The 21,308-nt window shown below is 73.0% G+C and carries 21 protein-coding genes; 3 read left to right on the top strand and 18 right to left on the bottom strand.

What is annotated here, in order from left to right; translation table 11 throughout:
• Positions 1 to 68: 68 nt before the first annotated feature.
• Positions 69 to 1,352 (bottom strand): adenylosuccinate synthase, encoded by a 1,284-nt coding sequence (locus ACH4KB_RS00850; protein ID WP_384329106.1) that lies wholly within the window; start codon positions 1,350 to 1,352, stop codon positions 69 to 71.
• A 186-nt stretch (positions 1,353 to 1,538) separates the two neighbouring features.
• Between ACH4KB_RS00850 and ACH4KB_RS00845 the strand changes: the two genes are divergently transcribed.
• From ACH4KB_RS00845 to ACH4KB_RS00835, 3 genes are all read left to right on the top strand, one after another.
• Positions 1,539 to 2,420 carry a diacylglycerol kinase gene (locus tag ACH4KB_RS00845; RefSeq protein WP_398062307.1) on the top strand — a complete coding sequence of 294 codons (882 nt, stop codon included), beginning with the start codon at positions 1,539 to 1,541 and terminating at the stop codon, positions 2,418 to 2,420.
• A gap of 33 nt (positions 2,421 to 2,453) precedes the next feature.
• Positions 2,454 to 2,726, top strand: coding sequence for a DUF1876 domain-containing protein (locus ACH4KB_RS00840; RefSeq protein WP_398062305.1), 273 nt, complete (start codon positions 2,454 to 2,456; stop codon positions 2,724 to 2,726).
• 180 nt (positions 2,727 to 2,906) lie between these two features.
• A complete protein-coding gene (locus ACH4KB_RS00835) occupies positions 2,907 to 3,248 on the top strand; it encodes a hypothetical protein (protein ID WP_398062303.1) in 342 nt (113 codons plus the stop codon).
• A 210-nt stretch (positions 3,249 to 3,458) separates the two neighbouring features.
• Here ACH4KB_RS00835 and ACH4KB_RS00830 read toward each other — a convergent pair whose 3' ends face one another.
• From ACH4KB_RS00830 to ACH4KB_RS00750, 17 genes are all read right to left on the bottom strand, one after another.
• Positions 3,459 to 4,664, bottom strand: a complete 1,206-nt coding sequence (locus ACH4KB_RS00830; RefSeq protein WP_398062301.1) for a cytochrome P450 — start codon at positions 4,662 to 4,664, stop codon at positions 3,459 to 3,461.
• 99 nt (positions 4,665 to 4,763) lie between these two features.
• On the bottom strand, positions 4,764 to 5,432 hold the full coding sequence (locus ACH4KB_RS00825; RefSeq protein ID WP_073740825.1) for a response regulator transcription factor: 669 nt from the start codon (positions 5,430 to 5,432) through the stop codon (positions 4,764 to 4,766).
• Positions 5,429 to 6,793: a sensor histidine kinase gene (locus ACH4KB_RS00820; protein ID WP_398062299.1), complete on the bottom strand. Its 1,365-nt coding sequence runs from the start codon at positions 6,791 to 6,793 to the stop codon at positions 5,429 to 5,431. The genes ACH4KB_RS00825 and ACH4KB_RS00820 overlap by 4 nt, the downstream gene beginning before the upstream one ends.
• Before the next feature lie 130 nt (positions 6,794 to 6,923).
• Positions 6,924 to 7,751: an NAD(P)H-binding protein gene (locus ACH4KB_RS00815; protein WP_398062297.1), complete on the bottom strand. Its 828-nt coding sequence runs from the start codon at positions 7,749 to 7,751 to the stop codon at positions 6,924 to 6,926.
• Positions 7,752 to 7,859: 108 nt separating this feature from the next.
• Positions 7,860 to 8,765 carry an alpha/beta hydrolase gene (locus ACH4KB_RS00810; RefSeq protein ID WP_398062295.1) on the bottom strand — a complete coding sequence of 302 codons (906 nt, stop codon included), beginning with the start codon at positions 8,763 to 8,765 and terminating at the stop codon, positions 7,860 to 7,862.
• Positions 8,766 to 8,887: 122 nt separating this feature from the next.
• Positions 8,888 to 10,135, bottom strand: coding sequence for a kynureninase (gene kynU, locus ACH4KB_RS00805; protein WP_398062293.1), 1,248 nt, complete (start codon positions 10,133 to 10,135; stop codon positions 8,888 to 8,890).
• Positions 10,128 to 10,976 (bottom strand): tryptophan 2,3-dioxygenase family protein, encoded by an 849-nt coding sequence (locus tag ACH4KB_RS00800; protein ID WP_398062291.1) that lies wholly within the window; start codon positions 10,974 to 10,976, stop codon positions 10,128 to 10,130. Before ACH4KB_RS00800 ends, kynU begins: the two co-directional genes overlap by 8 nt.
• A gap of 327 nt (positions 10,977 to 11,303) precedes the next feature.
• The gene (locus tag ACH4KB_RS00795) at positions 11,304 to 11,717 is read right to left on the bottom strand and encodes a DUF3151 domain-containing protein (RefSeq protein WP_007452918.1); all 414 of its coding nucleotides are present in this window, start codon (positions 11,715 to 11,717) and stop codon (positions 11,304 to 11,306) included.
• Positions 11,718 to 11,720: 3 nt separating this feature from the next.
• On the bottom strand, positions 11,721 to 13,307 hold the full coding sequence (locus ACH4KB_RS00790) for a DHA2 family efflux MFS transporter permease subunit (protein ID WP_398062289.1): 1,587 nt from the start codon (positions 13,305 to 13,307) through the stop codon (positions 11,721 to 11,723).
• Between the two features lie 214 nt (positions 13,308 to 13,521).
• The gene (locus ACH4KB_RS00785) at positions 13,522 to 14,685 is read right to left on the bottom strand and encodes a MalY/PatB family protein (RefSeq protein WP_398062287.1); all 1,164 of its coding nucleotides are present in this window, start codon (positions 14,683 to 14,685) and stop codon (positions 13,522 to 13,524) included.
• A 96-nt stretch (positions 14,686 to 14,781) separates the two neighbouring features.
• On the bottom strand, positions 14,782 to 15,813 hold the full coding sequence (gene fbaA / locus ACH4KB_RS00780; protein WP_007452913.1) for a class II fructose-bisphosphate aldolase: 1,032 nt from the start codon (positions 15,811 to 15,813) through the stop codon (positions 14,782 to 14,784).
• 144 nt (positions 15,814 to 15,957) lie between these two features.
• Positions 15,958 to 16,497, bottom strand: coding sequence for an orotate phosphoribosyltransferase (pyrE, locus tag ACH4KB_RS00775; RefSeq protein WP_398062284.1), 540 nt, complete (start codon positions 16,495 to 16,497; stop codon positions 15,958 to 15,960).
• 66 nt (positions 16,498 to 16,563) lie between these two features.
• On the bottom strand, positions 16,564 to 17,370 hold the full coding sequence (locus ACH4KB_RS00770) for an aldose 1-epimerase (RefSeq protein WP_398062282.1): 807 nt from the start codon (positions 17,368 to 17,370) through the stop codon (positions 16,564 to 16,566).
• Between the two features lie 137 nt (positions 17,371 to 17,507).
• Positions 17,508 to 18,434 (bottom strand): SRPBCC domain-containing protein, encoded by a 927-nt coding sequence (locus ACH4KB_RS00765; RefSeq protein WP_398062280.1) that lies wholly within the window; start codon positions 18,432 to 18,434, stop codon positions 17,508 to 17,510.
• Between the two features lie 78 nt (positions 18,435 to 18,512).
• Positions 18,513 to 20,111, bottom strand: coding sequence for a polyamine aminopropyltransferase (locus ACH4KB_RS00760; RefSeq protein WP_398062278.1), 1,599 nt, complete (start codon positions 20,109 to 20,111; stop codon positions 18,513 to 18,515).
• A 67-nt stretch (positions 20,112 to 20,178) separates the two neighbouring features.
• Positions 20,179 to 20,700, bottom strand: a complete 522-nt coding sequence (locus ACH4KB_RS00755; RefSeq protein WP_398062277.1) for a DUF2617 family protein — start codon at positions 20,698 to 20,700, stop codon at positions 20,179 to 20,181.
• 319 nt (positions 20,701 to 21,019) lie between these two features.
• On the bottom strand, positions 21,020 to 21,301 hold the full coding sequence (locus tag ACH4KB_RS00750; protein ID WP_398062275.1) for a hypothetical protein: 282 nt from the start codon (positions 21,299 to 21,301) through the stop codon (positions 21,020 to 21,022).
• Positions 21,302 to 21,308: the final 7 nt, after the last annotated feature.

The following is a 21,308-nucleotide window of genomic DNA, read 5'->3' as shown; positions in this document are numbered from 1 at the left end:
GGGGCCCCCCCCCCCCCCCCCCCCCCCCCCCCCCCCCCCCCCCCGCCGCGGTGTGACTCGCCCGTCCCCTACAGGAACGAGTTGATCTCGATGGTCTCGGTCCGGCCGGGGCCGACGCCGATCGCGGAGATCGGAGCGCCCGACATCTCCTCCAGGGCCTTCACGTAACCCTGCGCGTTCTTCGGCAGGTCGGCGAAGGTCTTGGCCTTCGTGATGTCCTCGGACCAGCCCGGCAGGTTCTCGTAGATCGGCTTCGCGTGGTGGAAGTCGGTCTGGTTGTACGGGAGTTCCTCGACGCGCTTGCCGTCGATCTCGTACGCCACGCAGACCGGGATCTGCTCCCAGCCGGTGAGGACGTCCAGCTTGGTGAGGAAGAAGTCGGTCAGGCCGTTGACCCGGGTCGCGTACCGCGCGATCGGGGCGTCGAACCAGCCGCAGCGGCGGTCACGGCCGGTGGTGACACCGCGCTCGCCGCCGATGCGCCGCAGCGCCTCGCCGTCCTCGTCGTGCAGCTCCGTCGGGAACGGACCGGCCCCGACCCGTGTCGTGTAGGCCTTGAGGATGCCGATGACCCGGCTGATCTTCGTCGGGCCCACGCCGGCGCCGGTGCAGGCGCCGCCCGCGGTCGGGTTCGACGAGGTGACGAAGGGGTACGTGCCGTGGTCGACGTCGAGCAGGGTGCCCTGGCCGCCCTCGAAGAGGACGACCTTGCCCTCGTCGATGGCATCGTTCAGGATCAGGGTCGTGTCGGCGACGAACGGCTTGATCTGCTCCGCGTACTGGAGCATGTCCTCGACGACCTTGCCGGCCTCGATGGCCCGGCGGTTGAAGACCTTGGCCAGGAGCTGGTTCTTCTGCTCCAGGGCCGCCTCCACCTTCTGCTCCAGGATCGACTCGTCGTAGAGGTCCTGGACGCGGATCCCCACCCGGTTGATCTTGTCGGCGTACGTCGGACCGATGCCCCGGCCCGTCGTGCCGATCTTGCGCTTCCCCAGGAAGCGCTCGGTCACCTTGTCGAGCGTGACGTTGTACGGAGTGATCAAATGAGCGTTGCCGCTGATCAGAAGCTTGGACGTGTCGACGCCTCGCTCGTTCAGACCGCTCAGCTCGGAGAGCAGGACCGCCGGGTCGACCACGACACCGTTCCCGATGACCGGGGTACACCCCGGCGACAGGATTCCGGAGGGGAGGAGATGCAGTGCGTACTTCTGGTCGCCCACGACGACCGTGTGACCGGCGTTGTTACCGCCTTGGTATCGCACGACATAGTCCACGGATCCACCGAGGAGGTCGGTGGCCTTCCCCTTGCCCTCGTCACCCCACTGAGCACCGAGCAGCACAAGTGCGGGCACAGGCGTACACCCCTTCCGGGCGGGGCATGTCCAAGGTCAGGGGGCGTACGTAAAGGTCGTACCTGCCGTACGACGATGTACGGCAAAGCCTGAGCCGTCGAACCGGGTGCCCCGGAATAGACGAAGCCCCTGGCGCAATAGCGCAAGGGGCTCTTGCACCAAGATGCTACCCGAGGAAGGACCGAGGTGTCGGCTGCAGAGCCCCCCGGCGACGGCGACGACCAGCTCCTGGTGGTCATCGACCCGGTCGCCCGCCGGACCGACGGCGAGTCCGTCCGTATCGCCAAGGACGTGCTGAGCGCCGGCTCGCACGCCAAGATCTGCCTCCCGGACACCCCCGAGGAGTTCGCCCGGGCCCTGTCCCGGCGGGGTTCGCGCAGGCCCGTGGTGGTCGGCGACGATCACGCGCTGCTGCGCGCGGTGGCCCAGCTCCACCGCGAACGGGAGCTGGCCGACGGCGTCCTCTCCCTGATCCCCGTCGGCGCGGCGCACGCCCTGGAGGTGGCCCACGCCCTCGGCGTCCCCCGGGGCGCGGTGGCGGCCGCCCGGACCGCGCTGGACGGTGCGGTGCGGCGCCTGGACCTCCTGGTCGACGACAGCGACGGCGTCGTCCTCGGCCGCCTGCGCATCCCCGCCCCGGCCCCGCCGCCCGGCCCGGGGAGCCCGCACACGGGCGTCACGGCCGTCTGGGACACCTGCCGTTCGCTGATGACGTCCCTGGTCCGCCCGGTCCCGGTCGCCGCCAACACGCACCCGGGCACGCACCGGCTGCGCGTCGAGGCGGACGGGGTGCTGCTGAGCGACCTGGACACGCCGGTACGGGGCGTCCAGGTGACCTCCCAGGGCGGCGGGGGCCAGGCCGACGTCGTCGTCCGCACCGCCTCCGGCGAGGCCGTCACGGCGGAGGCCAAGGCCGTCACGGTCTCCGGCGCGGACTTCCGCTACCGGGCGGACATACAGACCGGGGGGCCGGTGCGCACCCGGACCTGGACGGTCCGGGCGGGCGCCTGGGGGCTGATGCTGCCGGGCCCGGCGAGCGCGGCCGGGTCAGCGGGCGTACGCTGGTAGAAGACGGCCCGAGACGTCCCGGAGGTGACCGTCATGACCAGGATCGCTGTCGGATGGCACATCGACCTCGAATTCGAGGAGGACACCCACCGCACCCGCGCGGCGGCGCTCGTCCGCCTCTCCGACGGAACAGAGGTACGCGCCCACGGCTACGCCAGCCGCCATCCCTCGGACGCCGACCAGCAGCGGGTCGGCGAGGAGGTCGCGGGGGCCAGGGCGCTGAACGAACTGGCGATGAAACTGCTGACCAAGGCGCACGACGAGATCGACGAGGCGTCGGGCCGACGGTCGTACCCGCTGACGTAGCGTTTCCGGGGCCCCGCCCCGTACCCCCGTGCCCCCGTACCCCCGTGCCCCCGCTCCTCGATCGTCGGAAGGGCTGAGTGGCCCCATTTCCAGCCCCTCCGGCGTCTGAGGAGCGGGGGTACGGGGGCGGCGCCCCCCGGAAACGGAACCGCGCCCGCGCCCCGCCGCGTCCCCCTGGGCATGGAGATCCAGAACTCGCGGCGGGAAGCCGTCGTCGGAACCGCCGGCTGTCTGACCGCCTTCGCCGGAGCGCTCGCGGGCATCGTGCTCTGGTCCCCGCACGGCAAGGGCGGCCTCCTCGACGGCTTCGAGGGCGCCTCCAACTGGAACGTGCTCTGGGTCGGCCTGCCCCTCATGATCCTCGGCGGGATCGCGGCGGCCCTGGCCGTTTTCTTCCTGGTCCGAGGTGACTGGAAGCGGGCGATCGGCCTCGTCGCGGCCATCGCCGTCCTCTTCGCGGTCGGCGTCGGCGTGGACGCGCTGGCCGGAGCGCCGAGGCCGGAGTGCTACGACCCCTGCTGAGCCCGGGGCCGGAGGAGCCGCGGGGGCCGGAAAAGCCGCAGGGGCCGGAGGAGCCGCAGGGGCCGGAGGAGCCGCGGGGGCCGGAGGAGCCGCAGGGGCCACAGGAGCCGAGGGGGCCGAAGGAGCCGCAGGAGCCGCAGGAGCCGAGGGGGCCGAAGGAGCCGCAGGAGCCGCAGGAGCCGAGGGGGCCGAAGGAGCCGGAGGCACGCGCTACACCTCTGCCCGCAGCTCCTTCAGCCCCCGGATCACGTATCCCGGCTGCCACTCGGGCTCGGCCGTCATCCGCAGGGCCGGCGCCTTGCGGAGCAGTTCGCCGAAGGAGGCGGCCAGCTCCAGCCGGGCCAGCGGGGCGCCCAGGCAGAAGTGGATGCCCGCGCCGAAGGTGATGTGCGGGTTGTCCTCCCGGGACAGGTCCAGTGTGTCCGGGCGCGCGAACCGCTCCGGGTCCCGGTTGGCCGAGCCGAACAGCAGCGCCACCTCCGCCCCGCGCCCGATCACCTGGCCGTCGACCTCGATGTCGTCGAGCACCCAGCGCTCGAACATCTGCAAAGGGGTGTCGTAGCGCAGGAGTTCCTCGATCGCGCGGGGCAGCAGCGCGGGGTCGGCGCGCAGGGCGGCCAGCTGTTCCGGGTGGTGGAAGAGCGTGCGCCAGCCGTTGACGGTGGTGTTCACCGTCGCCTCGTGGCCCGCGTTCAGCAGGAGCACACAGGTCGAGATCATCTCCTGCTCGGTCAGCCGCTCGCCCTCGTCGTGGGCGGCGATGAGCGCCGAGACCAGGTCCTCGCCGGGGTTGGCACGCCGCTCGGCGATGAGCCCGCGCAGATACGCGGAGAAGTCGACGGAGGCGCGGACGGCGGCCTCGGCCGTCTCCTCCGACGGGTTCAGCTCGAACATTCCGCAGATCGCCGCCGACCAGGGCCGCAGCAGGTCCCGGTCCGCCTCCGGAACGCCCAGCATCTCCGCGATCACGGCGACCGGCAGCGGCTCCGCGACCTCCGCGAGAAGGTCCCCGCCGCCCTTGGCCACGAAGGCGTCGACCAGCTCGGCCGCCAGCCGCCGTACGGTCGGGGCCAGGTTCTCGACCGTACGCGGGGTGAACGCCTTGGAGATCAGCCGCCGGATCCGGGGGTGGTCCGGGGCCTCCAGATCGAGGATGCCCTGCCCGTTGAGCGTGGTGAACGGCTCGTGCGCGGCGGGCGGCGGGGTCCGGCCGAACTCCTCGTGGCTGAAGCGGTGCAGATACGTCCGCCCGAGGCGGCGGTCGCGCAGCAGGGCCGATACGTCGGAGTGGTGCGGGATCAGCCACTGCCCCGTCGGCTCGAACCAGTGCGCCCGGCCGGCGGCGCGCAGGGCGGTGTAGGCGGGGTAGGGATCGGCGACGAACGCGGGCGACCAGGGGTCGAAGGACACGTGCATGACCCGACGCTACCCGCGCCCGCCGCCACCGCAAGCCCCGGCGACCGGCCCCCGCACGGCTCCCGGGCTCCCGGGCTCCCGGGCTCCCGGGCTCCCGGGCTACCCCGGCGTCACCAGCCGCGCCTCGTACGCGAACACCGCCGCCTGGGTCCGGTCGCGCAGCCCCAGCTTCACCAGGATGCGGCTGACGTGCGTCTTGATCGTGGACTCGGCGACGATCAGGTGCGAGGCGATCTCCGCGTTGGAGAGCCCCTGCGCGATCAGGACGAGCACCTCCGTCTCGCGTTCGGTGAGATCGCCGATCCGGGCCAGGGCGGGCGGGCGCGGGGCCTCCGCGAGCTTGGAGAACTCGGTGATCAGCCGCCGGGTCACCGTCGGGGCGAGCAGCGCCTCGCCCGAGGCCACCACCCGCACCCCGTCGGCGAGCTGGCGGGCGGACGCGTCCTTGAGGAGGAAGCCCGAGGCCCCGGCCCGCAGCGCCTGGTAGACGTACTCGTCGAGGTCGAAGGTCGTCAGCACCAGCACCTTCGCGTCGGCGTCCCGCGCGACGATCTCGCGGGTCGCCTCGATGCCGTTCATCTCCGGCATGCGGATGTCCATCAGGACCACGTCCGGGCGCAGCGCGGTGACCTGGGCGAGGGCCTGGCGCCCGTCGACCGCCTCGCCGACGACGGTGATCCCCGGCATCGCGTTGAGCAGGACCGAGAAGCCCTCGCGGACCATCATCTGGTCGTCGACGATCAGGACCCGGATGTCGGTGTCGCTCATGCGCCGCCGCCCCGTTCGACAACGACCGTGTCCGCGTCGCCCGCCGCGTCCGCCGTGCCCGCCGCGTTCGCCGTGCCGCCGGCCGTCTCCCGTGGCTCCGGACCGTCCGACAGCGGTACGGGGAGGAACACGGCGATCTCGTACCCGCCGTCCTCGGTCGTCCCGGCCGTCATCTCACCGTTCAGCATGGCGACCCGCTCCCGCATCCCCGTGATCCCGTGCCCGGCCCCCGGCGAGGGCTTGACCAGGCCGCGCGGCGGTCCGTTGACCACGCGCAGCCCGAGCCCGCCGAGGACGTAACCGAGCTCGACCCGGGCGGAGGCGCCCGGCGCGTGCCGCAGGCTGTTGCTCAGGGCCTCCTGGACGATCCGGTACGCCGACAGCTCGACGCCCTGCGGCAGTTCGCGGACGGCCCCGGTGATCACCTTCTCCGTCTCCAGGCCCGTCTCGCGGACGTTGTCCAGGAGCCCGTCGAGCGCGGCGAGGGTGGGCTGCGGGGCGTCGGGTGCCTCGTAGTCCTCCGCCCGGACGACCCCGAGGACGCGGCGCAGCTCTGTGAGGGCGGCCACGGCGTTCTCCCGGATGGTCACGAAGGCCTGCTCCAGCTCGGGCGGCGGGTTCTCGACCCGGTAAGGGGCGGCCTCGGCCTGGATCGCGACCACCGACATGTGGTGGGCCACCACGTCGTGCAGCTCCCGGGCAATGGTGGTGCGCTCCTCCAGCAGGGTGCGCCGGTCCCGCTCGACGGCGGTGACGGTGCGCTGCACGGTGACCTCGCGCTCGGCGTCGCGCCGGATCTGGACCACGGCGACGACGAGCAGCGCGAAGGCGGACAGCGTCACCAGGGGCGCGGTGATCGACGGGTCGCCGCCCTCCACCAGCACCCCGAACAGCAGGGTCAGCAGCCACATCAAGGCGGCCGTACGGGGCCGGGTCCGGGCGGCCACGACCACCAGGACCACCACCTGCGCCGCGAAGGTGCTCGGCCCCCACAGCTCGCTGCCCAGGATCCCGCAGAAGACGGTCGCCAGCATCGAGGCCCAGAAGGCGGCGATCGGCCTGATGAGGGTCATCGCGACCGGGATCGCGGGCACCACGCCCATCAGGAAGCGGTGGTCCCACTCGGCGAACCCGGCCATCATCACGAGGAAGGCGGCGAACAGCACCAGGGCGTGCGGGGTCCAGACAGTGGCCTTCCGCAGGCCCTCGGGCAGCCGCCGTATCAGTCGGCCGTCGGGGTTCAGCGGCGGCAGCGGCCGGTAGGCGAACACATCACGCATCAGATCGTTCCGCAGGCCGTCGATGGCCCCTGCTGCCGCCCGGAACTCCGGGCCACTGGTCTTCGTCTGGGTCTCGGTCACGCTTCCACGGTAGGCGGCGGCGGACGGCGGGTCGTCACCATCGCTACGGATTCCGGGGCGTCCCCCTCAAGGACTACCCGCCTCCGCCGTACCCGCACCAGAGGCCGCAGAGCCCCTGGTGGCGGCCTTCTCAGGCCCCCGCGCGAAAGTGGTCCGCGTGCTCCTCGGCCCACTGCGCGAAGGTCCGGGCCGGCCGCCCGGTGACCTTCTCCACCGTGTCGGTCACGGTCCGGCCCTCCGGCGGGGTGTCGCGGTAGACGTCGATCAGGAACGCGATCACGTCCTCCGGCATGCCCTGGCCCCGCCAGGTCTCCAGCGCCTGCTCCTCCGTCAGCTCGACCAGCTCCACATCCGCGCCCCGCACCGCCGCGATGGCCGCCGTCCTGTCGCCGACGGTCAGCGCCTGCGGCCCGGTGATCAGGTACACCTGGCCGCCGTGACCGCCCTCCGTGAGGGCCGCAGCCGCCACCGCCCCGATGTCCGCCTCGTGGACCATCGCGCTCAGCCGGCCGACGAACGGCTCGCGCACCACGCCCTCGCTCCTGATGCCGGGCGCCCACTCCAGGGCGTTCGCCATGAACTCCACCGGCATCACGACGGTCCAGGCGAGGTCGCTCGCCCGCACCGCCGCCTCCATCGGGGTCTCGCCGCCGCCGTGCAGCACGGTCACCCGGCGCACGCCGGCCTTCCGGGCCAGGGCGAGGATCTCCTCACCGGTCTCCAGCGGGGCGAAGAACTCGCCGCCGAAGGTGATGAGGTGCAGCCCGCTCACCCCGTCCAGCGCGGGGGCGAGCGACGCCGGGTCCGTAAGGTCACCGCGGACGACGTCGACCCCGTCCGGGAACTCCGCCCGCGCCGGTTCGCGGGTCAGGGCCCGGACGTGCTCGCCGCGCTCCAGCAGTTGCTCGACCACGCGGCGGCCGACCGTTCCCGTGGCTCCGGTCACCAGGATCGTCATGAGGTTCCCCTTCGTCGGTACCGGCTCCGGTCGAGCGGCAACAGGACCAACGTAGAGACCCTTGCGGACACCTTCCGTCCGCAAACGTGGCGGGGGCCCGGAAGGGATTCACCAGGCGAGCTGGGTGATCTCCTCGGCCACGACGGCGCAGGCGTCAGCGGCCGGATCGACCAGCGGGAAGTGCCCGACGCCGCCGAGCAGCGTCAGCCCCACCATCTCGCCGGACCTGGCCGCCGCGTCGACGTACGCCTCGGAGACGGCCTGCGGCACGACGATGTCCTCGACGCCCTGCACGATCGCGGTGGCGATCCCGGTCGGCAGCAGCACCCCGGGGTCGGTCTGCGCCGCACGGCCCTCGAAGTCAGCTTTTCCGCCCAGGAGTTGGCCGACCGCGCCGCCGCACACCCCCAGTTCGACCGCCACCGTGAAGTCCGCGATCGGGGCCAGGGCGACGACCCCGCGCAGCGGCGGCGGGGCGGGCAGCCGCCACGGCGACCCCTCGGGCAGGACGTGCCGCGCCGCCGCCCACAGGGCGAGGTGCCCGCCCGCCGAGTGTCCGGTGACCACGATCCGCCGCACATCGGCCCCGGGCAGCTCGCGGGCGGCCAGCACGGGCATCGCGTCCATCGCGGCGGCCACGTCGTCGAAGGTCTCCGGCCAGCGCCCCGCGACCGGGTCGGCGCCGCTCGGCCGGGTGTTCTCCCCGCCGCCGCGCTGCTGCGGGATGTCGTCGCCGCCGCGCCGGTACTCGACGCTCGCCACGGCGAAGCCCCGGCGGGCCAGGAAGTCCGCGAACGGGGAGACATGGGCCCGGTCGTACGGGGCCCGCCAGGCACCGCCGTGCAGGAGGACGACGAGCGGGGCGCCGGTGCGGCCGTCGCGCGGCGCGTAGAAGTCGACGACCTGGTCGGGGTGGTCCCCGTAGGCGGCGGACCGGTCGGGCGCGACCTCCGGATGCGCGAGCGCCGACTCCGTCTCGGCGACGTCCCGATCACGCGCGGCAGAATCCGACATGCTGCTCAACCGTCCTATGCCTGTGTCCAGTGCCTGTGTTCTCGCCCAACTGGGCTGACCTGCGGGGACGGTACCAGCACTCGGCTCCGTCCCCGCCCGGTCGAACAGACGGTGACGACCCGTCAGCCGACGGTGTCGTCGGCGAAGGCCTCGGCGTACACCTCGGCAAGCACCTCGGCGAGAATCCGCGCCGCCCGTTCCGCGTCGGCGAACCCCACGTACAGCGGGGTGAAGCCGAACCGCAGCACGTCCGGCCGCCGCAGATCGCCGACGACGCCCCGCTCGATCAGCCGGCGCATCACGGGCTCGGCCCCCTCGCAGCGCAGGGCGACCTGGCTGCCGCGTTCGGCGTGCGCGGCCGGGGTGACGGAGGTGACCCGGCCCGCGGGGACGTACGCCTCGACGCACTCCAGGAAGAAGTCCGTCAGGGCGAGGGACTTGGCCCGCACCACATCGACGGAGGCCCCGTCCCACACGTCCAGCGCCGCCTCCAGCGTCAGCATGGAGACGATGTCGGGCGTGCCGACCCGGCCCCGTGCTGAACCGTCCGCCGGGGCGTAGCCGGGGGTCATGCCGAACGGGTCGGCGTGCGAGTTCCAGCCCGGCAGCGGCGAGTCGAAGGCGGCCTGGTGGCGCTCGGCGACGTACAGGTACGCGGGCGAACCGGGGCCGCCGTTCAGGTACTTGTAGGTGCAGCCGACCGCGAGGTCCACCCCGTGCTCGTCCAGTCCGACGGGCAGCGCGCCGGCGCTGTGGCAGAGGTCCCACACCACGACCGCCCCCGCCGCGTGGACGGCGGCGGTCAGTCCGGACAGGTCGTGCAGCCGGCCGGAGCGGTAGTCGACGTGGTTGAGCAGCACGGCGGCGGTACGCGGCCCGAGTGCGGCCGGGACGTCGGCGGGCGCGACGGGCACGATCCGGTGACCGGTGAGCCGGGCGGCGGACGAGGCGATGTACCCGTCCGTGGGAAAGGTCGTCGCGTCAACCAGGATCTCGTCGCGTCCCTCCCCCGCGAGCCGGCCCGCGGCGACGACGGCCTTGAAGACGTTCACGCTGGTCGAGTCACCGACGACGATCTGCCCTGCGGCGGCCCCGACGAGCGGGGCGATCCGGTCGCCGATCCGCTCGGGCGCGGTCCACCAGCCGCTCTCGTCCCAGGACCGGATGCGCAGCTCGCCCCACTGGCGGGTGAGGACGTCCTGGACGCGGGCGGGGACGTGGACGGGCAGCGCGCCCAGCGAGTTGCCGTCGAGGTAGACGCCGTCGTCGAGGGCGAAGAGCTTCCGCCGCGCGGCGAGCGGATCGGCGGCGTCGAGGACGGCGGCGCGCTCGCGAAAACCCGTCTCCATGGCGCGGGGTGTCTCAGACATGGCTGCGCGCCGTCCACAGCTCGGGGAACACGTTCTTCGTGGCGCGCTTCTCCAGCCAGGCCACCCCGGCGGAACCGCCGGTGCCGGTCTTGGAGCCCATCGCGCGCCGGGTGGCGACGAGGTGGTCGTTGCGCCAGCGCCAGACCAGCTCGCCGACGTCGGTGAGCAGCTCGCCGAGGCGCACCAGCTCGTCGTTCTGGTCGTCGGAGGCGTAGATCTCCGCCCAGACGGCCTCGACCTCGGGCGACGGCTCGTACCGCTGGGTCAGGTCCCGGCCCGTGACCGACTCCGGGATGGCATAGCCGCGCCGGGCCAGCAGGGCGAGGGTCTCGTCGTACAGGCTGGGCTCACCGAGCGCCTTCTCCAGCTCGGCGTACACGCGGGGCGCGCCCCGGTGCGGCACCAGCATGGAGGCGGACTTGTCGCCGAGCAGGAACTCCATCCGCCGGTACATCGCCGACTGGAACCCGGAGCCCTCGCCGAGGGAACCCCGGTAGGAGTTGAACTGGGCGGGGGTGAGTCCGGCCAGTGGCCGCCAGGAGTCGTTGAGCGCCTCCAGCTCACGCAGCGAACGCTTCAGCGCGTCGCGCGCGACGGGTATGCGGTCCTCGCGCAGGGCGCGGGTCGCGGTCTCCCACTCATGGACGATGACCGTGAACCACAGCTCCATGACCTGGGTGGTGACCAGGAAGACCATCTCGCCGGGATCGTCCGAGCACAGGTGCTGGAGGTGGGTCAGGACATCCGCCTGGACATAGTCCTCGTACGGAGTCGTTCCCTCGAAGTCCAGGTGCGGGGTGTCCGCACCGGTGGCTTCGGGGTCGGGGTGATTCGTCGACATTTCTGTCTCCTCGACACGAGCTTCCGGGTAGCGGTCCGCCCCTTCCGTGAGGTGATGGAGCTCCGGTCCCCTGCTCGCATACTAGGGCTTCGCTTCGGACCAGGCCGGATCAGGGAGCGGGGTCCGGTGCGTGCAGCTGCAAGGCGGAGGAGGGAGTCATGGCGGAGCCATGCCGACCGACGACAACGCCGGAGGGGGCCCCTCCCTGCTCGAGCGAAGCCGAGAGCTCGGGGGAGTGCGTGCCGGACCCCGCGAGCCCGGCCTGGTCCGAAGCGAAGCCCTAGGCGGCTCCCCGCCCGGTGCGCTTGGGCGGGGAGACGCCCGAGGTCAGCTGAGGATGTCGGCGGCGGTCGGCGAGGAGTCCCGCAGGAACGTCGAGCAGCGCTCGTGCTCCTCGGTCTCCCCGATCGACCCGGCGGCCCGCGCCAGGGCGTGCAGGGCGCGCAGGAAGCCGCGGTTCGGCTCGTGCTCGAACGGGACGGGGCCGTGGCCCTTCCAGCCGGCCCGGCGCAGGGAGTCGAGGCCGCGGTGGTAGCCGGTACGGGCGTACGCGTACGACTCGACGACCCGGCCGCCCTCGAACGCCTCGTCGGCAAGCTGCGCCCAGGCGAGCGAGGAGGTGGGGTACTTCGCGGCGACCTCGGCGGGCGGGGTGCCGGCGGCGAGCAGCTCGCGCGGCTCCGGGTCGTCGGGGAGGTGGGTCGGGGCAGGGCCCCCGAGCAGGTTCTCGTGGATGGACATGGCTCAAGTGTGCCTGCCGCGACGGTCCGGCGGCACCGCGCCCCGACTCGGCCGCCCGCGCTCCGGGGCCTGTCCCGCGGGCGTACGTCGTCCCTCGCGGCGCTCCGGCTCCAGCGGCGGGGCGACAACCCCGCAGTGCACCGCGCACTCGGGCCGCTCGCCGCGGACGGCGGCGGCCGGGGTGCGCACCGTCCACCAGGCGATGACCGCGCCCGCCACCAGCAGCCCGGCGCACATCGGCATCGCCCGCCGGAAGGTCGCGGCGAACTCGCCCGCGTCCCGGTACGCCTCGGGCCCCATCCCGGCGAGCAGCGGCAGGGCCGCCACCGCGATGAGCCCCGCGGCCCGCGCGGCGGCGTTGTTGATGCCGCTGGCCAGCCCCGCCCGCCCGGCGTCCACTGCGGCCAGGACGGTCGCGGTGAGCGGCGCGACGACCACGACGAGCCCGGCGCCGAGCACCAGGACGGCGGGCAGCACCTCACTGACGTACGAACCGACGGACGGGGTGCCCGGCCCCACCCGCAGCATCAGGAGCATCCCGGCGGCGGCCAGCAGCGGCCCCACGGTGAGGGGGACACGGGGCCCGATCCGCCGGCCCAGCTCCCCCGACCAGGCGGAGAACAGCAGCATGAGGACCGTGGTCGGCAGCAGCGCGGTACCGGCCCCCAGCGCCGAGTAGCCGGCCACCACCTGGAGCTGGATCGCGGAGAGGAAGAAGAAGCCGCCGAGGGCCGCGTAGACGCAGAACGTCACCAGGTTCACGGAGGTGAACAGCCGGGAGCGGAAGATCGACGGCGGCAGCATGGGATCCGCCCGCCTCCGCTCGACCAGGACGAACGCCACTCCGAGGGCCACCCCGGCGAGGGCCGACCCGATCACCACCGGCGACGCGCCCCGCCCCGGGGCCTCGATCAGGGCGTACGTCACCCCGGCGAGCGCCAGCGCCCCGAGGACGGCCCCCAGCACGTCGAACCGGCCATGCGCCGCCGGATCCCGCGACTCCGGTACGTGCCGGAGCGCGACGGGCACGCAGATCGCGGCGAGCGGCAGATTGAGCAGGAAGACCCACCGCCACCCGGGCCCGTCGACGAGCCACCCGCCCACGAAGGGCCCCACGGCCGCCCCGACCCCACCGAACCCCGACCAGAGCCCCACGGCCCGGGCCCGGTCGTCGGGATGGAAGCTCGCCTGGATGAGCGCGAGGGACCCCGGGGTGAGCAGTGCGCCGCCGACCCCTTGCAAGGCCCTGGCGGCGACGAGAACCCCCGCGTTCGGCGCGATCCCGCAGAGCAACGAGGCCACCGCGAACCACACCACCCCCACCACGAACACCCGCCGCCGTCCGTACCGGTCCCCGAGCGCCCCGCCGAGGAGGATCAGCCCGGCGAGCGTGAGCATGTACGCGTTGACGGTCCACTGGAGCGCGGCCATGCCGGTGCCGAGGTCCTCGCCGATGCGGGGCAGGGCCACGTTGATGACCGTGGAGTCCAGCATCGCCATGCTGGAGCCGAGCACGGTGGTCAGAACGACCCACCGCCCGACGGACGAGGCGACCCGGATCTCGCCGGGCGCGGGGGCAGCAGCAACCATGGAAGCAGCTTGCCCCGACTCACCCCGACCCGCATGCGACGGACCGGGGCACATCAGCCCGTCCGGCGATTGAGGAACACCAGTGCGGTGGGCACCCCCGCACTCCACGCGCCCGGGGCGGCATTCCAGCCCCTCCGGCGATTGAGGAGCGGGGGCGCGGGGGCAGCGCCCCCGCAACGGGGGCCCAGGGGGGGCAACGCCCCCGGGGCCACCCCTACCGCAGGGCCTCCACCGCCCGCACCAACGCCGGCACCCCCCGCACCACCTTCTCCCGAGGACACCCCACGTTCAGCCGGACGAACCCGGGCGCCCCGTAAACGGCGCCCCCCATGATCGCCACGCCCTCCCGCTCCACCAGCACCCGCTGCAGAGCCGCGTCGTCCACCCCCAGCGGCCGCAGGTCGATCCAGGCCAGGTACCCGGCCTCCGGCAGCGCCCACCCCAGCTCGGGGAAGGCCTCGCCCAGCCGGTCCGCGACGTACCCGAGGTTCGCCGCCACATACGCCCGTACCGCGTCCAGCCACGCCGCCCCCTCCCGGTACGCCGCGATGTGCGCGGTCAACGACAGAACGGCCGGCGACGCCAGCCCCTCCCCCGTCTCCATCCGGCGCACGAACTCCGCCCGGTCGGCCGGATCGCCGATCAGCCCGTACGAACCGGTCAGCGCCGGAAAGTTGAACGCCTTCGATCCGGAGGAGACGAGCGCCCAGCGCCCGGCGCCCGCCACCCGCGTCCACGGCACATGGACGCGCCCCACGCCCCCCTCGTGCACGAAGTCCGCGTGGATCTCGTCGCTGATCACCGCCACCCCGTGCCGCTCCGCGAGCTCCGCCGTCCGGGCCAGCTCGCCGGCCGTCCACACCCGCCCCGTCGGGTTGTGCGGCGAGCAGAGCACCAGCACCTTCGCGTCCGCCCGCGACAGCTCGCGCTCCAGCGCCTCCTCGTCCCCCACCGGCACCCCCCGCAGCTCGCGCCCGAGCCCGGTGATCGCCTTGCGGAAGCCGTCGTACGTGGGGGTGTGGACGACGACGCCGTCCCCTTCTCCCGTCCACATCCGGAGCAGCTGGGAGAGCTGGTTGAGCACGGACGGGCCGTAGACCAGCTGCCCGGTGTCGATCGTGGTGCCGTACCGGGTCGCGTACCAGTGGGCTATCGCCGAGCGGAAGTCGTCCTGCTGCCAGGTGGTGTAGCCGAACACCCCGTGTTCCAGGCGGTCCCGGAGCGCGGCCAGGACCTCGGGGGCCGTGGCGAAGTCCATGTCCGAGATGGTGAACGGCAGCAGCCCGTCGACCCCGAACCGGTCAGCGACCCCGTCCCACTGGACGCACCAGGTGCCCCGGCGGTCGACGACGGTGTCGAAATCGTAAGTCGCACCCACAGCGGGGCCTCTTCTCTCTCTTCCGGAACGGCAACGGGCCCGGCCCCCTGGAAGGAGGACCGGGCCCGACACCGTACGTCCGTGCGGACGGGGTGGTTACTTCAGCTTCGTACCCGTGGAGCGCAGGTGGCCGCACGCCTCGGTGACGCGCTTGGCCATGCCCGCCTCGGCGGCCTTGCCCCAGGTACGGGGGTCGTAGGTCTTCTTGTTGCCGACCTCGCCGTCGACCTTCAGGACACCGTCGTAGTTGCGGAACATGTGGTCCACGACCGGGCGGGTGAAGGCGTACTGGGTGTCGGTGTCGAGGTTCATCTTCACGACGCCGTTCTCCAGCGCGGTGGCGATCTCCTCGGCGGTGGAGCCCGAGCCGCCGTGGAAGACGAAGTCGAACGGCTGGCTGCCGGCCGGCTTGCCGTACTTCTCGGAGACGCCCGCCTGAAGGTCCTTCAGCAGCTCGGGACGGAGCACGACGTTGCCCGGCTTGTAGACGCCGTGGACGTTGCCGAAGGAGGCGGCCAGCAGGTAGCGGCCCTTCTCGCCCAGGCCGAGCGCCTCGGCGGTGCGCAGCGCGTCGTCGACGGTCGTGTACAGCTCGTCGTTGATCTCGTGCGTGACGCCGTCCTCCTCACCGCCGGTCGGGGTGATCTCGACCTCAAGGATGATCTTCGCGGCGGCGGCCTTGGCCAGCAGCTCCTGGCCGATGGCCAGGTTGTCGGCGAGGGTCTCGGCCGACCCGTCCCACATGTGGGACTGGAACAGCGGGTTCAGGCCCTTGGCGACGCGCTCCGCGGAGACGTCGAGCAGCGGACGTACGTAACCGTCCAGCTTGTCCTTGGGGCAGTGGTCGGTGTGCAGCGCGATGGTGACGTCGTACTTCGCGGCGACGATGTGCGCGAACTCCGCCAGGGCGACCGCGCCCGTGACCATGTCCTTGCTGTACTGGCCGCCCAGGAACTCCGCACCGCCGGTGGAGATCTGGACGATGCCGTCGCTCTCGGCCTCCGCGAAGCCGCGCAGGGCGGCGTGCAGGGTCTGGGACGAGGTGACGTTGATGGCCGGGTAGGCGAACTTGCCCGCCTTTGCCCGGTCGAGCATCTCGGCGTACGCCTCGGGGGTTGCGATGGGCATCTGACCGCTCCTTGGGATGTGCGGGTGTGCAGGCTTTGAGTCCCTGACCTGGGGGCGACGTCATCGTCGCCCCCATCTTCCCAGACTCCTCATCCGGCTCCACTCGGCGGACCCTGTTTCACGTGAAACAGGAGGCCCCAGGGCTCAGCCCAGGTCGAGGTCGGCCACCGAGTAGACGTGGACGTACGGCAGACCGGCCTCGGCGATCGCCGGGGCGGCACCGCGCTCGACGATCACGGCGACGGCGACGACCTCGCCGCCCGCCTCGCGCACCGCCTCGACGGCGGTCAGCGGTGAACCGCCCGTCGTCGAGGTGTCCTCGACGACCAGGCAGCGGCGGCCCTTCACGTCGGTGCCCTCGATGCGGCGCTGCATCCCGTGTGCCTTCTGCGCCTTGCGGACGACGAACGCGTCCAGGCTCCTGCCCCGGGCGGCGGAGGCGTGCAGCATCGAGGTGGCGACCGGGTCGGCGCCCAGGGTCAGCCCGCCGACGCAGTCGTAGTCCAGCTCGGCGGTGGCGTCGAGCATGACCTGGCCGACCAGCGGCGCGGCCTTGCCGTCCAGCGTGATCCGGCGCAGGTCGATGTACCAGTCGGCTTCCAGCCCCGAGGAGAGGGTCACCTTGCCGTGCACCACGGCCTTGTCCTTGATCTGCTGGAGCAGGTCAGCGCGTACGTCAGTCATGTCCACGAGGGTAAGCGGTACCGCACCGGCCCACCGCCGGGCACTGGCTCAGAACCGGGCACCGGCTCAGAGCCGCGTCCAGCTCCAGGTCGTCGACATCTCCAGCGGGTCGATCGGGGTCACCAGCCGGGGCACGGTGTTCAGCCCGTTCGGCGGCCCGGACTGCGGCTCGACGCAGACGGCCTCGTCCTGCTCGTCGTAGACGACCACCCACTCGCTGCGGCTCTTGACCGTCAGCTCCAGCCGCTCCGGCCAGGTGAGCTTCACGTCCACGCCGTCGGGCATGCCGAAGCAGTCGTCCCACGGACCGGGCAGGGGGTCGATGCGCCGGCCGGTGGGCAGATGGTCCGCGCCGCGCTCCTCCTGCCAGGCGGCGTCGAAGGAGAGCTCGGCGGCCACGCCGTCGAGGGTGCGGTGGAACCAGGGGTGCCAGCCGGCCTGGGCCGGGAAGGAGTCGCGTGACGTCTCGACGGCGAGACCCAGCGTCAGCGCGTCCCCGGTCAGCTCGAACGTCTGCGTCACCCGGCCCCGGTACGGCCAGGGCTCGGCGAGGTCGTAATAGAACGCGGCCCGCCCCTCCTCCAGGTCGGCGGCCGTGAACGCCGGCTCCCAGGAGGTGTCGCGGCCGGTGCCGTGGATGGCGTGCGGCGGGGAGTTCAACGGCAGCCGGTGGACCTCGTCGCCGTTGCGGAACTCCCCATTCCCGGTGCGCCCGCACCAGGGCACCATCGGGAAACAGCCGTACCGCTCGCCCTGGCGGAGCAGTTCGACGCCCCCGATCCGCAGGCTGCTGATCCGGCAGCCATGCCCGGGGTCGATGGTCAACTCGGCCTCGCCGACGGCCAGCCTGACGTTCTCTTCGCTCCTGCTCACCCGACGACCCTACTGGCCCGTCCCCGCCTCCGGCGCCCGTTGCCACCGATGACCCCATCGCCACCGGTGACCATCGCCACCGGTGACCATCGCCTCCGGTGGGCATCGCCTCCGCTGCCCGTTACCTCCGGCGCCCGCTACCTCCGGCGTCGCAGCGCCCGGCTCAGCACCACGGCGGAGGCGAGCGCGAGGGCGGCGGCGGGGGCGACCCACCGCAGAGTCGTGCTCGCACCGCCCGCCTCCGGGGAGGGCACGGGGGCGTAGCGGCCCCGAGGGGGCGCGTGGTCGACCTCCTCGGCGCTGCGCCCGATCATGGTGCGGCGGGCGTGCGCGGCCTCGGCGGGCGGTTCGTCCGGAACGGTGAACTCCACGCCCGCGACGGGGTCGAGCGAGGGCGGCGGCACGGGCGAGTCGAACACGGACCCGGGGCCGTCGTCGCTCTCGTCGCCCTCAAGCCCCTCCGCGGCCACGACGTCGTCCACATCGGCGTCGACATCCGTGTCCGTGCCCGCATCGGCCTCCGTGTCCGTGTCGGCCTCCGTGTCCGCGTCCGTGCCCGTGTCCGTGCCCGTGTCGGCCTCCGTGTCCGCGTCCGTGCCCGCGTCGGCCTCGGTGTCCCCGTCCTCCCGCGCCGCCAGCGACTCCGTCACCAGCTGCTGGGTGAAGCGGTCCAGCAGCCGGAGGGCCGCCGCGAGCGCCGCGCCCTCCGCCAGCTCGACGAGCCGCCCGTCCCCGCTCGCCGTGCCGCTGTAGGCGATCGTCGTCCCGCCGTCCGTCGCCGTGAGGCCGATGGTCAGGGCCACTTCGACCGCACCGGCGCCCCGGGCCTCCACGCCCTTCCCGGTGACGGAGAAGCGGTCTCTCTCCGGGCCGGTGAGCAGCAGCTCGCCCCGGTAGGTGATGGTGTGGCCGCCGGCCCGCAGCTTCAGCCGGCCCGCCAGGGGCGACGCCGACGCGTCGGCGTCCTGCTGGAGGCCGGGGACGCAGCGAGCGACCCGGGCGGGATCGCCCAGCGTGCGCAGCAGGGTCGGGACGGGAACCGGAACGAACACCTCATGCTCCATGGAAACCGAGCCTAATCGGCCCCGGCCCCGAACGTCAGCCGCTTCGGCCCGCCGAAAGCCGAGGGCGCGCAGGCGGGCTCACGCGTCTTCCCAGTACCGAGGGTGGATCAGCGTCGAGGGAACCAGCCCGGGAAGCCGGGCTTCGTCCGCCGCCCGCGCCCCCTCGCGCAGCTCCCGGCCGCCCAGCGACCGCGGTACGGGCCCGCCGGCGGCCAGCGCGAGCCGCGGAGCCACGCCCGGTCCGGCGAGGAGGAAGCCCCAGTCCTCCCGCTCCCGGTCCCCGCCGCCGCCCCGGCCCGGGCTCGCGGCGAGGCCCGCGTACCGGCCGGTGACGCGGTACGGGCGGGTCGCGAGGCCGCCCGCGCGCACCGAGGCCTCCACCGTCCAGAAGGTCCCCGGCCGGGCGCCCAGCGGACCGGCGTGCACCACGAGCCGCCCGTCCGGGGCCAGGGCCTCCGCGACCAGCCCGTAGAACTCGGCGGAGTACAGCTTCGTGCTGGCGGTGATGCCCGGGTCCGGAAGGTCGGAGATCACCACGTCGTAGCGTCCGCGGTCGGCCCGGAGCCAGGTGAACGCGTCCGCCCCGGCCACGGAGACGCGGGGGTCGCGGAAGGCGTGGTCGTTCAGCTCGGAGAGCGCGGGGTCCGTGCGGGCCAGTCGGGTGACGGCCGGGTCCAGCTCGACGACGGTGACCGAGCGGACATCCTCGTAACGCAGCGCCTCGCGGGCGGCCAGACCGTCGCCGCCGCCCAGGATGAGCACGCGGGCGCGGGGCCCGTTCATCGCGGGGTGCACCAGCGCCTCGTGGTAGCGGTACTCGTCGCGGGCGCTGACCCGCAGCCGGCCGTCCAGATAGAGGGCGAGGGAACCGCGGTCGGCGCCGGTCAGGACGACCTCCTGCACCCCGGTCTGCACGGCGACCCGCACCTGGTCCCCGTACACCGCGCGCCGCGCCGCCCGCTCGAAGTCGTCGACCAGGACCGTGGCCGTGGCCAGCACCGCGATCACCGCGCCGTTGACCAGGAGGAGCAGCCACCGGGAACGGGAGGTGAGGTCGCGCCGGAACACCCACAGGACCAGCGCGCCGCCCGCCGCAGCGTTGACCGCGCCGGTGAACAGCGCACCGGTCAACTGCCCCAGCACCGGCAGCAGCAGGAACGGGAACGCGAGCCCGCCGACCAGCGCGCCCACGTAGTCGGCGGCGAAGAGATCGGCGACGGCACCGCCCGCGTCCTGCCGGTCGACACGCTGGATCAACGTCATCAGCAGCGGGATCTCCGCGCCGATCAGCACCCCGATCGCCAGCGAGAACCCGACCAGCGCGTACTGCGATTCGCCGAGCCAGGCGAACGAGGCGTGGAGCACCAGCGCGGAGGAGCCGCCGATCAGCGCGAGGGCCGCCTCGACCAGCCCGAAACCGACGGCGGCGCGGCAGCGCAAACGTTTCGCGAGAAGGGATCCGATACCCATCGCGAACACCATCACGGAGAGCACGACGGACGCCTGCGTGACCGAATCGCCGATCAAGTAGGAGGCGAGGGCAACCAGTTCGAGCTCGTAGACGAGACCGCAGGCGGCGCAGACGAAGACCACGGCCAGCACGAGGAACCGGCCGGTCCTCGGCCGTACGGGAAGCCGCGCCGCGCCCCCTCGCAGCGGCATCTGCTGGTCGATCATGATGCGAACGCTACGTCACCGCAGAGTCGCAACCTGTCACCCACACGGGTGCAAGTGCCCCTGCCGGTCAGGCCGCGGGCGCGGGAATCCGCACCCCCACCCTGGTCCGGGTCACCACCAACTGCCCTTCCTGCGGGTACGCGTGCCAGGTGCGCCATCGCACCTGGCCCTCGGTGCGCTGGGCGAGCATCGCGGTGAAGGCGTGCGGGCTGCCGGGGAAGGTGCCCGCCAGGCCGTGCGGGTGGTCGCTCACCAGGGCGAGCAACTCCTGCGCCCGCCCGGCGAACTGGCCCTGCGTCAGCGTCTCGACGCGCGCCGCGAATTCGTACTCCCAGTCCCCGATCCGCTTCGCGACGCCGAGGGGCAGGGGGGTGCTGCTGCCGGGCATACAGGCCACGGTCTCGGAGCAGACGCCGCGGTCCTCCTGGAGGAGGACCTGGTGGGAGGCGCCGAGCAGCCTCAACTGGAGTTGGGCGCCGCCGAGCTGGAGATCGAGGACTGCCAGGGCGGGCAGCGGCTCCCGTCCCAGCATCCAGGCCAGGTCGGCGGCGCGAGTATCGGAATAGGCCGTCTGGAGGGTGGTGAGCATGGGTGGGCTCCGCAAACACACATGGACACATGGACAGCAGGACGCCCCGAGTTGCAGCACGTGGGAGGTGGGGAGCGCCCGATCTGGTCCGACTGGGGTCCGAGGGCTGATTGTTCTCTTCAACGAGGGAATCACGAAGTAGGCCCACTCACAGCGCTTTCGCCCAACTTGCCGTGGTTTCCATCCCCTCGGGGGCCCACCGGTTCACTTGTTCAGCCAAAAACGTCCGCGTCGCTCAACAAAAGAGCGTCCGGAGGGAGTTCACCCCCCGGACGCCCGGCGTCAGGTCACGTTCGGTGACGGTGCACCGGCGGCCCGGTCAGCTGCCGCCCCCGCCGCAGCCGCCGCCACCGCCCCCGCACGACGAGCCGCCGCCGCAGGAGTGCCCGCCGGAGCCACCGCTGCCGGAGTCGGTGCCACCCGCCCACCAGGCGCCACCGGCGCCACCGCCGAGACTCTCGCCGCCGGCCGACGCCCCGTTCGTGGAGCGCCGGCGCCAGTTGCGCGAGTTCGACGACTTGCTCCCCCCGGTGACCCGCAGACCGGCCAGCAGCGCACCGATGACGACCACGGCGACCAGCACCGCGATGAGGACGCTCATGCTCCCC

This window comes from Streptomyces sp. NPDC017520 (assembly GCF_044329855.1).
Lineage (GTDB): Bacteria > Actinomycetota > Actinomycetes > Streptomycetales > Streptomycetaceae > Streptomyces.
Note: the sequence above shows the minus strand (reverse complement) of the source record. Positions and strands in the feature narration are given on the sequence as shown.

Coding starts and splice junctions, on each gene's coding strand:
- ACH4KB_RS00765 (WP_398062280.1), bottom strand. CDS start 18,434: ATGGAGCATGAGGTGTTCGTTCCGGTTCCCGTCCCGACCCTGCTGCGC.
- ACH4KB_RS00760 (WP_398062278.1), bottom strand. CDS start 20,111: ATGATCGACCAGCAGATGCCGCTGCGAGGGGGCGCGGCGCGGCTTCCC.
- ACH4KB_RS00830 (WP_398062301.1), bottom strand. CDS start 4,664: ATGCACGTGTCCTTCGACCCCTGGTCGCCCGCGTTCGTCGCCGATCCC.
- ACH4KB_RS00750 (WP_398062275.1), bottom strand. CDS start 21,301: ATGAGCGTCCTCATCGCGGTGCTGGTCGCCGTGGTCGTCATCGGTGCG.
- ACH4KB_RS00795 (WP_007452918.1), bottom strand. CDS start 11,717: ATGTCCATCCACGAGAACCTGCTCGGGGGCCCTGCCCCGACCCACCTC.
- ACH4KB_RS00840 (WP_398062305.1), top strand. CDS start 2,454: ATGACCAGGATCGCTGTCGGATGGCACATCGACCTCGAATTCGAGGAG.
- fbaA (WP_007452913.1), bottom strand. CDS start 15,813: ATGCCCATCGCAACCCCCGAGGCGTACGCCGAGATGCTCGACCGGGCA.
- pyrE (WP_398062284.1), bottom strand. CDS start 16,497: ATGACTGACGTACGCGCTGACCTGCTCCAGCAGATCAAGGACAAGGCC.
- ACH4KB_RS00810 (WP_398062295.1), bottom strand. CDS start 8,765: ATGTCGGATTCTGCCGCGCGTGATCGGGACGTCGCCGAGACGGAGTCG.
- ACH4KB_RS00790 (WP_398062289.1), bottom strand. CDS start 13,307: ATGGTTGCTGCTGCCCCCGCGCCCGGCGAGATCCGGGTCGCCTCGTCC.
- ACH4KB_RS00825 (WP_073740825.1), bottom strand. CDS start 5,432: ATGAGCGACACCGACATCCGGGTCCTGATCGTCGACGACCAGATGATG.
- kynU (WP_398062293.1), bottom strand. CDS start 10,135: ATGTCTGAGACACCCCGCGCCATGGAGACGGGTTTTCGCGAGCGCGCC.
- ACH4KB_RS00755 (WP_398062277.1), bottom strand. CDS start 20,700: ATGCTCACCACCCTCCAGACGGCCTATTCCGATACTCGCGCCGCCGAC.
- ACH4KB_RS00800 (WP_398062291.1), bottom strand. CDS start 10,976: ATGTCGACGAATCACCCCGACCCCGAAGCCACCGGTGCGGACACCCCG.
- ACH4KB_RS00815 (WP_398062297.1), bottom strand. CDS start 7,751: ATGACGATCCTGGTGACCGGAGCCACGGGAACGGTCGGCCGCCGCGTG.
- ACH4KB_RS00835 (WP_398062303.1), top strand. CDS start 2,907: ATGGAGATCCAGAACTCGCGGCGGGAAGCCGTCGTCGGAACCGCCGGC.